At 52.1% G+C, this 13,688-nt stretch carries 6 protein-coding genes; 1 reads left to right on the forward strand and 5 read right to left on the reverse strand.

Annotation, left to right across the window (positions count from 1 at the left end; translation table 11 throughout):
• Positions 1 to 19 precede the first annotated feature (19 nt).
• Positions 20 to 1,609, forward strand: a complete 1,590-nt coding sequence (locus JIN87_RS12220; protein ID WP_200355848.1) for a DUF5060 domain-containing protein — start codon at positions 20 to 22, stop codon at positions 1,607 to 1,609.
• A 72-nt stretch (positions 1,610 to 1,681) separates the two neighbouring features.
• On the opposite strand, the gene JIN87_RS12225 is transcribed toward JIN87_RS12220, so the two are convergent.
• From JIN87_RS12225 to JIN87_RS12245, 5 genes are all read right to left on the reverse strand, one after another.
• Positions 1,682 to 3,094 (reverse strand): glycoside hydrolase family protein, encoded by a 1,413-nt coding sequence (locus tag JIN87_RS12225; protein ID WP_200355849.1) that lies wholly within the window; start codon positions 3,092 to 3,094, stop codon positions 1,682 to 1,684.
• An 18-nt stretch (positions 3,095 to 3,112) separates the two neighbouring features.
• Positions 3,113 to 4,642, reverse strand: coding sequence for an arylsulfatase (locus JIN87_RS12230; RefSeq protein ID WP_200355850.1), 1,530 nt, complete (start codon positions 4,640 to 4,642; stop codon positions 3,113 to 3,115).
• A 14-nt stretch (positions 4,643 to 4,656) separates the two neighbouring features.
• The gene (locus tag JIN87_RS12235; protein WP_200355851.1) at positions 4,657 to 6,405 is read right to left on the reverse strand and encodes a glycoside hydrolase family protein; all 1,749 of its coding nucleotides are present in this window, start codon (positions 6,403 to 6,405) and stop codon (positions 4,657 to 4,659) included.
• A 201-nt stretch (positions 6,406 to 6,606) separates the two neighbouring features.
• Entirely contained in the window at positions 6,607 to 10,527 is a 3,921-nt protein-coding gene (locus tag JIN87_RS12240; RefSeq protein WP_200355852.1) for an ATP-binding protein, read from the reverse strand.
• Between the two features lie 100 nt (positions 10,528 to 10,627).
• Positions 10,628 to 13,672, reverse strand: coding sequence for a glycoside hydrolase family 2 TIM barrel-domain containing protein (locus JIN87_RS12245; protein WP_200355853.1), 3,045 nt, complete (start codon positions 13,670 to 13,672; stop codon positions 10,628 to 10,630).
• Positions 13,673 to 13,688: the final 16 nt, after the last annotated feature.

The raw sequence follows: 13,688 nt of genomic DNA on the forward strand, positions 1-13,688 counted from the left end.
TCTAGCTACCCCTAAAACTATGAAACTTCGAAAGCTATCCTTTATCGCAATTACCGTTGCGTGTTTGATCAACAGCCTTGCCGCTGCGAATACGACCGCTCGCTGGAATCCAATCGACCTCGAGTTCAAAGCGAAAGTAGCAGCCGGTACCGAGTTCGATTTGGACTTTTCCGCGACTTTTACCGGCCCGGAGAATCAAAAACTCACCGTGCCAGGATTCTACGATGGCGATAATCGATTCATCGTACGCTTCGCGCCTCCAGAAGAGGGCGAATGGACCTACCTCACCTCTTCCTCCGAACGCTCCCTCGCCGGCAAGACAGGCTCCTTGAGCGTCACGCCTGCCCTTCCAGGCAAACGCGGTCCTGTCGGTATCAGCAAGTCGAACCCACAAAAATTCGCCTACGCCGACGGCAGCCAATATTTCCCCATAGGTTTCGAACTGGACTGGCTCTTTGCCATCGATGCAGAGAACGGTGAGGACATACCCAAGACGCGCAGTGTCATCCGCCACGTACGCGAAAACGGCTTCAACCAGATCGTGATGAACGTCTTCGCTTACGATGTAAACTGGCCACGCGATCCGAAGCTTCCGGCTAAATACGACTACGGTAAACCCAGTGTCTTCCCATACGGCGGCGACAACACCAACCCTGATTTCAGCACACTTGACCTCGAGTTCTTCCAACGCTTCGACCGGGTCGTAGAACACCTCGACGAACAGGGCATCATCGCCCATATCATGATCTACGTTTGGAACAAGCAGGTCTCGTGGCCAGAAGCCGAATCTGACGCCGACAACCGCTACTTCGACTACGTCGTCAAACGCTACCAGGCCTTCCCCAACTTGATCTGGGATATTTCGAAAGAAGCCACCGGATACGGTCACAACGACAGGCAATACATAGTCGACCGCATCACTCGACTCCGTGCACTCGATGGTCACGACCGACTCGTCACTGTCCACGACTATGGATACTGTAACCAATACCCAGATACAGTGGACTTCATCTCTATCCAAAACTGGAAGGCAGAGATCCACCGAGTCATGCGGGACGTAGTGACCAAGCACGACAAGAAGCCAGTATTCAATATCGAGCACGGCGGCTACGAAGGCGGCCCCTACCACGTCTTCACTGGCACCTATTTGACTCCGCTTTCCAATCTTGAGCGTGCGTACAAGATCATCTTCGCCGAGGCATCGATCACTCACTACTGGCAGGATACATCCTGGAACGTGGTGATCCACGACATCGAGAATCTCCCTGCAGAAGATCAGCCCAAGCTTCACTACTACCGCCACATGGCGGACTTCATCGAGAAGCAACAGGTCAATGACCTAGTAACCACTCCAGACGCAGCCAGCGCCGGCTTCTGCCTTTCCAACAAAGACGACTTCTACATGCACCTGCTACCCGCAGACCACGATGCTCTCGTAGTACGTCAACGTCCCGGCTACGAAAACGGCACCGTACACTTCACCTGGTTCGACCCACTCACCGGCGAATACGAAGACGGCGGCACCCGCCCCGTAGAAAAGTGGATGCGTGTTCACACCCCTCAGCCCTACCAACTGAGAATCCTGCTCGTTCAGTTCAAGAAGGACTAAACAGGAGGGCAACGCTCTGTCGTTGCCTTCATTGCAGGATCCCCCAAACGGCAACGGCGCATCATTGCCCTCCTATTCCAAGACCAGTTCCACTCTCTCCATTTTCACGAGAGCGGACTGGTCTTTGCCTTTTGTGGTGCGGTACTCAAACGCGAAACCGTAACCAGCAGGAAGCCCACTCAAATCCAATCGCGCCGGAGCTGTCTCCACGACTCGAACATAGTCTGGATTCCGTGAATACGTTTCGGCAACACTCTGCCACTTCGTCCACTTATCGACCTTGCCATCGTTACTGGTATCCACTCCGACTCGGGCTTCAACACCCGGCACCCATGGGCCTGAACTGATGAAGTCAGTCTCAGCACGTTGACGGATCAGATAGAACTGCCCTTCCGCGAAGCCAATCGTCGGATCGGGATGCCCTTCTCCCAGCTCACCAACAAACTCGAACTCCCGATCTAGACTATCGCTGACAAATCGACCGACTCGGATCTTCTCGCCCACCGGATCAAAGTCGCAAAACAGATAGTACTTCTCCCCGATCTTAATCGCCGTCCAGTCTCCGTACGCATTTTGCTCCGGCGTATGAATTTCGTACTGGTAAGTGTCTTTGGTAGTCCCGTGAACATACTCACCAATTTCCCCCGTTGGATTCGTTCGATGATCAACAGCCGGCGGAAGGATACGGAAATCGTGGATACCATCAGGGCTCACTGCATGCCCAGCTAGCGGAGAATCCCAGGCATGCGTTCGAGCGTTAAGCGGATCCCAGTTCTCGTAAATCAAGTGGAACTTGCCATCCTTGTCATCACGAATGATCGCACTGTCTGATCCGTGCGAAGGATCTGCGAATACCATACCATAATCATAGCCCATCTTCCCGTCTCGAATATCCGAATCAATGATCAGGTGCGGATCTTCATCATTCGGGTTGTCATAGTAGATGTAGAAATCGCCATCGACGTACTCTGCTGTCGTCACCCAGCGTTCGCGGTATCCACTCACTGGGCCCAAGTGCTCCCAGGACTTCATATCAGAGCTTAACCACGCGTGGTACCCTTGCTCTGACTTCGGACGCGTCTCGCTCACATCCACACCGTTCACACGATTCTTTTTCCCAAGGGAAGCCGGGCGATAGCGTGCGAGCAGATAGTATTCACCATCCTTTACCGGAACGAAAACCGGAGCGTCTTCCATACCGGGAACGCCGACCTTTTCTATCTCTCGCCAGTTATTCCAATCATCGCTCTGAGTAAACGTGATCGAGCTTGCCTGCTTCGACTCCTCATATCGTTTTACCACGCTCGAAACCTTACTCGCGAACCCCGTCGATTTCGCTTCTCCTCCACGCAGCTCAATTTGCTCAGAATTCTGAACCGCGTTATGCCACTCAACTTGGCTATCAATCGTCCAAGTCGATTCACTTCCGACAAGTGAAGACGCTGCAGCGAGCGTCCCCATTAAAAATAATTTCGTCTTCAACATTCTAATACAGGGGTATTCCTAAAGGTCTGGTCGCTCTGAATTCAGTTCACGAATCAGAATCTTGCTTAAACTGTCCACAATCTCCGGATACTTTGCTTCGAGGTTCTCCCGCTCCTCATTATCCGCCAGAATGTTGTACAATTGCACCTCACCTGTCTTCCGGTTGGTCTGGATGAGCTTCCAGCCATCGCGCTCGATCACAACGCTGCTCCCCATAAAGGTGTTGTTATTGTTCACCACAACGAAGTCGTGCGTCTCTTCTTGATCCTCTCCTAGCAAGGTCGGAAGGTAGGAGATTCCGTCCTTACCTTCCGGCACCGGAACTCCACCGATGTCAGCCAAAGTCGCCAAAAAGTCGTAGTGAGATGTTAACAAATCCGTCTCCGAGCCTTCCTCGATTTTCCCGGGCCAACGAACAATCATGGGACATTGGATACCGCCTTGAAAACCACTGCGTTTCATCCCTGCCCGACCAGCCGCCCCGTCGAAAACATCGCCGATTTCGGAAGTCCGCCACTTCTTGTCCGTGAAGTTCAGTTTCTCGCCTTCAACCGTTTGCTGCTTCTTGTAGGTACTCTTAGGACCGTAGTACATTTCGTGACCGTTGTCCGAAGTGAATAGCACGATCGTCTTCTCATCGATGCCTTGCTTCTTCAACTCTTCCATGATCAGCCCAACATGGTCGTCTAGCATCTTCACCATCGAAGCGTACTTTTTCTCAGCGAGAGACAATCGCTCATCGTCCACAAAATCAGGATGGATTTCTGGAATTGCAACTGGCCCATGTGGTAACTGAGTCGGGTGGTAGAGGAAGAACGATTCATCCTTATTCTCCCGGATGTATTTTAGTATCCCTTCGATAAATACATTTTGAGAATAGGTTTTCCCTCCCGAACCAACGGGTTCGTCACCGGCTTCCGTCATCTTGGCACAGGTCGGATCGTCATTTCCTTCGAGCTCAAAGCGCTCTCCATTTCGCCAGAGATAAGGTGGATAAAACCCATGGCAACGCTGGTGATCGTAGTAGCCCTCGTAAAAGTCCCATCCGTGACGCTTCACTCTTTCGTGCCAAGTCAGAAAGCCGCGGTCTAGTTTCCCGAATTGGGCCGTCTTATAACCGGCCATTTGGCCAACTTGACCGAGCAAAACCTCCTGAGGTGGAATCGGAAGCGAATTCGCCTTATGCTCCTCCATGCGCTTCTGGTACTCTTCTTCGGAAATTTCCCCCGAGTCGCGCAGGATAGGCAGCCCTGCTTTGTTCTGCGACCATCCGCCACGGCGACCATCATGCATCCCGGTCAGCAAAGACCAGCGAGCGGGGGCGCAAAAAACGCCACCATAATAGTTGTTAAAGGAGATCCCTTCCTCCGCGAGCCGATCGATATGAGGTGTATTCACGATCTCCTGACCATAATGGCTCAGCATCCCGATGCCGAGATCGTCAGCGTAGATCAGAATGACATTGGGCTTCCTATCCGATTCAGCCAAATTCGCAGACGGGAACAGAATACATAGCAAACAGACAAACAGGGCTAGTCTTTCCAGCATTTGCTAAAACTGGTTTAGTTCCTTGGAAGCACAACCTCTTTCGTGAAAATCTCCGTTGGTCGCCCACTGCTTTCCAGAACAACAGTTGTTTCTAGCTTTTTCCCTTTCGGCAGCGAGGCTCTACAAGACAATCTAACAATCGCGGTTTCAAAAGGCTCCAGAGGACGAACGGCCCCCTTCGCAATCAGTTCACCATCTTTCAGCTGCACAGAAACCTTCGATCGTTCGGAGGCGATTTCACCGAAATTCTGAACTTCCACGTAGGCCTCCAACCCGTCTGCAGTGAATTCGAAACGAGGCGACAAGGCAGAGAGCAAGGGAACCTTTTCCTCCGTTTCAGGCAAACGCGCCCAAGCGAAAGCGATTCCACCCTCTCGGTTCTTGCCGAGCAACTTTCCTGCCCAATTATCCATTGTCAGACCGCTCTGCTTTCCTGAAAAACTCAATATCAAGTCCTTTCCATCTCTTTCCGTATCCACAACCTTACTACCACGGCCATAGTTAACTTCATCCGAGGAACCAAATCGCAGCGACTCGATGTCCAAATCCGAGTGCGGATTGAACCCCTCCTCTGCCTTGATTCGAACTCTGATTCGTTTGGTCTTGGCGGTAACCGCTCCCGAATTCTCGATCACAGCCAAACGAGCAACCGTCATTGGAAGCGAAATGAGTTTCGAGTTGTGCTCATCATTCGCATTGTCGTTGTACTTGTCGGAATCGATTACGGCGAAATACACGTGCGTCGGCCGACCATGTTCATCCTGTAGAAAGCGAATGCGTTCATACTTATACCAATCCGGCTTGGTTCCGTCCTCGTAGACTGCGATTCCTGGCACGTAGGCTTCCCCTGGTTCAGTATTCCAATGAAACCCATCCAGTGAGCGCAGGTAGTAGGCGATTCGGCCGCGCCAGTCGTTCACGACGATGTGGTACTGGATATCATCCTTCCACATAACGGGATCTTCAAATGTCCCCGGCACCTTCGGATAGACCGACTCAGCGGAAGTATTGTACCAGTTCTCCGCTCCATCTGGACTTGCCCAGATATACCCGCGACGCGAAACAGCGATGTACGATCCATCATCGCGAGGGGCGAAAGAGAAATTGACGTATCCCTTGAATACATACCGTTCACGTTTGTGAAAGTCATAGGTTCGCCGCTTCCAAGGACCGCTCAAACTCTCGGCGGCGAAATAACGACCGTGGGTCGAGTAGACCAAATAACGCCCTTGCTTGCTGATTTTGGTCGGCGTGATCAGTTCGGGATTGTGCCCTTCGCCCAGGACCTCCATCGCGACGTATGGCCCCATTGGGTCGTCAGCCACCGCATGCACGATTTCCGAATCAAAGTAGCCGAAGTGCCCATCAGGATGGTCCTCTGGCCACCGAGCAGTGTAGAGATGGAACTTTCCATTCTCATCCTCGTACGGATAGCCGCACCAATACGACCAAGCAGGATCCTCAATCCCATTTGTCACGTCGCGTGGTTTCACCCCCTCACTTCCCCAGGTATCGCTCGTTAGCCCACCTCGGATTGGCATCGGCAAAATAAGATCCTTAAACTGTCCGCCCGGCACTAGATTTGCCCACTCGGCAGGTTTTTCGCGAACCTGAGGTTTGGCACGTTCGGGGACCTTTTCGGCTGAAGCGAACACAGCAGCAACTGCCCAGATACTAAGAAGCAGCAACGTTCTAAAAGAATCAACAGGACCTCGATTCGCTGTGCCGCGAATCGAAGATTCAGAATATGGAGTTTTTTTCATGTAGGGGTTATTCAACGAGGCCATCACCACAGTGGGCACCTCAACAAATTCATCCCCATTATCGCACATTTCGCCATGAAAACGTTAAGACATATTCGTAATTCTTTTGACCATATGTCCCAGCACGCAGCGGTTGTCGTGCAATCATCCTACGCGCATCCAGAAACTGGTCACACCTTGGGTTCAGACCACATTTCAGGTTTATGAGGACTGTTTCGTTTTGTAGTGGGATGGAGCTACACCGAACTCCTTTTTGAAGATGCGGCCAAAATAACTGAGATCCGAAATACCAACATGCACGAGCGTCTCGGAGACCGTCATGCCTCCATCACCCAACAACTGAGCTGCGCGTTTTAGACGCATGGTACGAATAAACGGACTCGGTGTCTGGCCAGTGAGAGCTTTCAGTTTTCTGTAAAGCGTCGCTCGACTCATTCCCATTTGGCTGGCAAACTGATCCACATCGAAAGTCTCATCGTCCATATTGGCGTCTACAATTTCGATGGCTTTTCTGAACATCATCTCGTCCGTCTTGTTTACCGTCACATCACTTGGCTCGATGACTACCTGCTCGGCAAAGCGCTTCTTCAAACGGCGCCGCAACTCGAGCAGATTCTCGATCTGGGCTTCGAGGCGCACTACATTGACCGGTTTCGCATAATACGCATCCGCCCCGACCTGAGCGCCTTTCACTCGATGCTCCTCCGCTCCGCGGGCAGTCAAAAGTATGATCGGGATGTGCGAGGTATCCGCATTTTCTTTCAGCCGTCGACAAAGCTCGAAGCCATCCATCTCGGGCATCATTACGTCGCTTACGATCAGATCCAGATCCACCACTCGAGCGATCTCCAAGCCTTCCTTACCGTTCGCAGCCTCGTGCACCGAAAACGACTCTGAAAACTCGTTTCTCAAAAAGCGCCTGACGTCCTCGTTATCTTCAACAAACAAGAGATTCGGCATGTCCCCTTCTCCGTGCGAAACGGACTCTTCGAGAAGGTCGTGCTCAAGGTCTTCACGCTCCTCGTCCGGCCTTACAGAAACTTCCTTCAATGGCAGTTCTACAATGACCCGAGTTCCCCCCTGGCCCCTGCCAATGGGGCTCTCGATTTCCAACATGCCGCCCATCAACTCCACCAATTGCTTGGCATAAGATAAACCGATTCCAAACCCCTCAGCATACGTCCTTGACTTATTCACCCGATAGAACGGCTCCAAAACCAAGTTAATTTCGTGCTCGGGGATCCCAACACCTCCATCCTCGACAGTAAGCCGGGCAACCTTCCCTGTCCCCTCCGGCTTGAGATCCAAGCGCACAACAACCTCCCCCCCTTCGGCGGTGTACTTGATCGCATTCGAGACCAAGTTGTCGATAACCTGCTGTAGTTTCTCCCCATCGTATTCGCATTCGCAATACTCGTCGCTACAGAAAACCTTCACGTCTTGCCCCTTAGCCTCCCATAGAGGGGACTCGCATTGGACAGCGTCTCGTACAAAGCCAACCACCTCTCCTCTAACGGGACGAACCGCAATCTTGCCCATCTCGGCCTTCCGAAACTGCAACAACTGACGCAGCAAAGCCTGCATCTTTCTAGCATTCCCCAAGGCGAGTTTGAGGTTCCCCTCGTTCTTCTCATTCTGCTTACTTCGCAGCAAGCTCTCCAAGGGCCCCACGATCACCGAGAGAGGGTTCAATAGTTCATGGGAAATATTGGTAAAGAAATCCAATTTGAATTCCTCCATCGCCAACGCGGTCTGTACCCGAGCTTTGAACAGGGCATAAACAAGATACACAAGAGTCGCTCCAACCACACATACCAAGGCGATAAACCAACCCCGTTTCCATACCGGCGGGACAACAACGATAGCGATTTTGGCAGGAGTCGTATCAACATTCCAATCACGATCTCGAGCCCGAACTTCAAACGTCCTAGAGCCTGAGCCAATGTCATCTAAAGCTACATTCGTGCCTCGCGTGAAGGGAGACCAATCCCCTTCGCCAAGGCGCCATGAGAACTCAAGCTCATCTTTGGCCGTATCGGACCAGCTATCCACTCCAGTCCAATCCACTAACACCTGGCTCCCCTCTGGAACCCGGCGGTCTGCCCCAAGAATCTGAGTATCTGGAGCATTCAGATCCCGGCGATATCTCACCGTTCGAAACAACTGTTCCCGCGATTCGCTCGGAGCCCCTTCAATCAACCACGAACGATAACTGAAGTTCATCCACAATACCCCATTCTCCTCAAGTCGGAGAGTGCAGCTTTCTCGGTCGAAGAGATACCCCGCAGGCATGTCAAAATTCGACCATGACTGCCCATCGAAGCGGCTTAAGCCTTCTGAGGTTGCCGCCCAAAGAGCGCCCTCACCCTCGGCGAGGTAAGCGACCTCGGGACTACTCAACCCATCTCGACTTGAGTACCGTATCCACTTTTCCCCGTCAAATCGATGAACCCCGCTGCCCCATAGAGCTACCCAAAGGTCGTTTTTGGAATCTACGATTATATGATCCACCCAACGCCTAGCGAATAACGTTTCAGTTTTTCCATTCGACTTTCGGTCGCCAAACCAGGGTCGCTCCAAACCAAGGGCCGCCACCCATAGACCATCGTCCTCCCGTTCAACAATACTCGCCACTCTAGGAGGGAATACCGGAGGTTCCAACTGAGAGCTCACCCACTCACCGGATAGTTTCTTGAAAACAACGACGCCGCCACCCCGCACGTTTTTTGGCCGTGGCGTTCCATCTCCAAAAACAACCGAACCATCCCTCAACTCGAAAAATCCCATGTAGCTCAAACGTGAATCTTCCTCGAAGAAGCTCTCCAAGCGCCACTCACCCTCTTCCCGATACGAGACAGCTGCCTGCCCCTCGTGTTGCCCCGAGAGCCACAATGTACCGTCGCTTGATAAGGACACCAAATTGGGGTTGTCGATCACCCCATCGCTCTTGTCATGAACAAGCCAAGAATCAGCCTCAGCGTCATAGGAAATCAAGCGAGCATCATGATCGAGGAACCACTCTACGCCGCTCTTATCGACGCATTGATAGTTGAGTTCCTCGAAAGTAGCCCACTTATCGGACGAGAGATCGACGATGTAACTTTTCGATTCCCTTCCGCCTACGACGAAGCGACCATCACTGAGTTTCAGCAAAAAGGAGGAAGACCGCGGGATGGGTAGCTCCCTTGTACTGTACACTTCCAACTCTTCGCCATCAGCCACGATGAGCCGTCTAGGGAACAGCAACAAGGTCCGCTCGCCATCGTAGTCGGCGACGTCGAAACCGATTTCCCGATCATTCGAAAACCGGTTTCCCCACGGAACGGACTTCATCTGGTAATCCTCGAAGAAGTAACAAGCCCCATCCAAGTGGGTTCGGCGCATCCAAATTCGCCCTCGACCATCTTGAGTCATCGGGACTCCGATCTGATTTCGGAAGGGCATCACAAACTCTTTGAAGAGAACGAGCTGATCCTCGACGAACTCGAAAACGCGGACCTTCCCGTCTTCTGCGTCAGTCGTCCAAATTCGGCCGTTTCTATCGACCAACAGAGTTCGTACGGTTCCTATTTCCGTTTCGAAGGATAAAACCTCCCCCTTCTCAATTCGATAGATCCGCCCCCCTTCGGCCACCCAAAGCCTCTCTTCGTCCGAAGCGTTCATTCCTCCCACGAAGGCCACCCCCGCTTGACCGGAGCCAGTTCCCTTCCGTTCAAACAAAGTGACCCATTCTTCGTCGACCAACTGCAGCATTCTCTGGGTAGTCAGGACGTAAACCAATCCTGATTCTGAAAGGAAATGAGATACGATCGTCTCATTCTCGATATTCTCTCCTTCGAGCTCGTAACGTCTCAATTCACTTCCATTGAAGCGTGCGATTTCCTGGCTTTTCCGAAACCAAATATCGCCCCCGATACCTTCCACCGCATTTCGGTAGTTCAAATCGGATACAAGCTCGATCTCAGTCCAACGCCATTGCTCTCCAATCGAAACCGAAATCTTCGGCTCGTAAGGCTCGACCGACCAGCCCTCATGCAAGCAGACGATCCAGACCGCGAAACCGCAGAGGATCCCCCTCGCGGCACGCGTCAAAACGGAAATATGCTGCTCCTTTGAGTCCATAACCAGCCACCTTTCAGTGAACACAAACTAGATTAGCTCGTTAACATAGCAAGGCGACGTTCAATTATCTATTTCTCCGAACATTACCGATTCCCCAAAATCACCTGATCACAATTTCGTCCAAACACAGCCCTTCGCCGGACAAAGGCTCTAGTCGGATCCGATTCGCGCCACGCTCGATCTGCATCGGCACTTTGACCATGCTCCACTTACGACCAGGGTGATCGCTATTGGAGAGCAGTAGTGACTCCTCAACTACCTCTCCATTTATGATAACTCTCACACGATGGCCCTTTTCGCCTTCCACGATTCCACCATAGCGGATGGCGAGTTTTGCCCGGCCAGAGTCACCATCGTTCTCGTAGTACCATTCGACAGATTGATTCGGATCATCGACGAACTGGATGTAACCATCGCCACGGAAAATCTGGCCCTTGCCTTTGCCTACTACTTTCGCCCCTTCAAAAGTCGCACGTTCTGCTTGCTCACCAGCAAGGACATCCGCTGCGGCTACACTGCTTTTCCACACGAAGCCCTCGTCCATGGCGAATCGTTCTTCCAAAGTCTGAACCGCCTCACCATTCAATACGACCAGAGCTTTGACAGTAGTCCCTGGAACGACCTCGAAGCTGCCATTGTAGCGGGTTGATTGCTTGCTAGGCTCAGAACCATCGAGGGTGTAGAAAACCTTAATTTTCGCTTCGGGAGCATTGCCTCGCAGTGTCAACAACTTGGTATCGATACTCACCTGCTGAGAATACACCAACTTCTTCTCGCCGAGAATACTGCTGGTAAGTAAGGCGATATTCCCCTCCTCACCCGTCGCCTGCACAAAGGCACGAGTCAGTCCGTAAAAGGCGATTCGATTGTCCACGCCTTGATGCTTTTCCGTATCCACAGGACTTCCATTCCCCAAAGCCCGAATGCGGGCCGGGCCGATAACGTGGAACCAGCTACGATTTTCGCCGTAGGGATAAAACTCTCCCTGTTTGTCTTGAGTGGATACACGAACCTGAACGATGTCCTCTCCTTCGGGCGACAGAGGTTCGCCATCGATCGAGAGATCTAACTGAGCGGGAGCGCCCGCAGTACGGACCACTTCGTTCGCAACCGCTCTTCCTTGATTGTAGCCAACCGCTTTGATCTCACCTGGCTCCCAGCCAACCATCCATTGGCAAGCCATCTTGTCCCAAGTAATTCCCGGCTTCTGCTTGCCCAGCGAGCGGCCATTAAAGAAGAGTTCAACTTCTTCACAAGTTGAATACACCTGCACAGGAACTTTCGTTCCAGTCTTCATGGAGGGATGAGTCCAGTGTGGCAAGATATGTACCATCGGAGCTTCCGTCCACTGGCTTTGATAGAGGTAGTAGAGATCCTTTTCGAAGTTCGACAGGTCAATCGCTCCTCCCGAGAAAGCCTTGAAGGGCCAACCTCCGTGATACTTAGCTTCCCCAAGATAGTCGTGCCCACACCAACGGTAGGTACCTGAGAAATTCGGAATGTCCCTAAGCTTCTCGATGTTGTGACCAGATGTCAGCCGCACCATCGAGTTATCATAGCTTGAGAAGAAGATATGCTTTGGGTGAGCACGATCCGCTTCATCGATCCAATCGTAGGTAAAGATCTCTTCCTCCGTGTAATCCGGATAATAGTGGGGATTGTGACGCGTACTAGGATATCCATTACGGTACCAAGTCTTGCTCCGATAATACCCACGGACCTGGAAGGTATGCGTATTCTCGGTGCCGATAAATGGCTGATGAGTCACTAGGTTCTCGAAAAACCCGTTCTGTTCGCTGGCGCCATTCGCCCCATAAACATCCATAACTTCGTGAGCAGAGTGCCCCGATGTTACTGGACGAGTTGGGTCGAGCTCGTGGCAGAGTTTTACCAAGGCCTTGGCTGAATCCTCGCCCTTGGTCTCATTCCCCACGCTCCAGATCACGATGGATGGGTGATTGCGATCCCGACGCATCCAGTCCGTAAGATCACGTTCCCACCATTCATCAAAGGCGTGCGCACCATAGTCGTGCTCAGCTTTCTGGTGCCAACCATCGAAAATCTCATCCATCACGAGGATGCCAAGCTCATCGCAATAATCGTAGAACTCGGGGGTCATCGGATTGTGGGCAGTGCGAATCGAGTTCACACCCATTGCTTTCAACTGCTCGATTCGGAACTTAACGATCTTATCAGGAACCGCCGCTCCGAGGGGCCCTGCATCTTGGTGATTACACACTCCGCGCAGTTTTACGTTTCGGCCATTGAGCCAAAACCCAGTATCCACCTTCCACTCAATATCACGAATACCAAATCGTGTGGTAACAGTATCCAGTTTTTTCTGACCGGAAACAACTTCGACAATCGCCTTGTAGAGGTGCGGCGAATGCGTATCCCAGCGAAGCGGGTTCGAAACCTGAAAGTCGAAGTCGACAACACTTACCTCATTCGCCGAAACCCTTGCCTTTCGCCGTTCCCTAACGACTTCCTTCCCCTCGGGGTCCAGGATCGACACATCAATCGCTAGTTTTCTTTGCTCCCCAGTCGTATTTCGAATCTCCGCATCAACGAAGACCTTGTCTCCCTCGGAGCGAATATAAACGCCATCTCGCGCCACGTGAACCTTGTCCTTAACATCGATCCAGGTGTGAGCGTATATGCCGCTACCGGTGTACCAACGAGCGGATGGTTGTTTATCGTTATCTACTCGCACCGCAAAGGTGATCGTATCTGATTCGTCTACGATTTCGCTTATGTCATAAGCGAAGGAGATCCATCCGTAAGGACGATGGCCTAGCTTTTTCCCATTCGCCCAAACCGTACTGTTCATGCAGACGCCATCGAAGGCGATCTCTACATGGCGGCCCTTCCACTCGGCTGGGACCTCAATCGTCTTACGGTACCAACCGATTCCGGCAGGCAGATATCCACAGGCGTCCGCCATGGGATTGGATGCATCATACTCGCCTTCGATACTCCAGTCATGCGGAACACTCAGCGAGCGCCAGGCATCATCGACGTAGGCAATCGCTTCCGCACCTGCCACATCCTCTTGAATGAATTTCCAATTTTTATCAAACGACAAGCGGTCTGCATACGCGCAAACGGCCAACATCGCTAAGACTGCGATAAACCCGATTTTCATAAAATCTGCTCCCTCT

It is taken from the genome of Pelagicoccus mobilis, from assembly GCF_016595505.1.
Lineage (GTDB): Bacteria > Verrucomicrobiota > Verrucomicrobiia > Opitutales > Opitutaceae > Pelagicoccus > Pelagicoccus mobilis.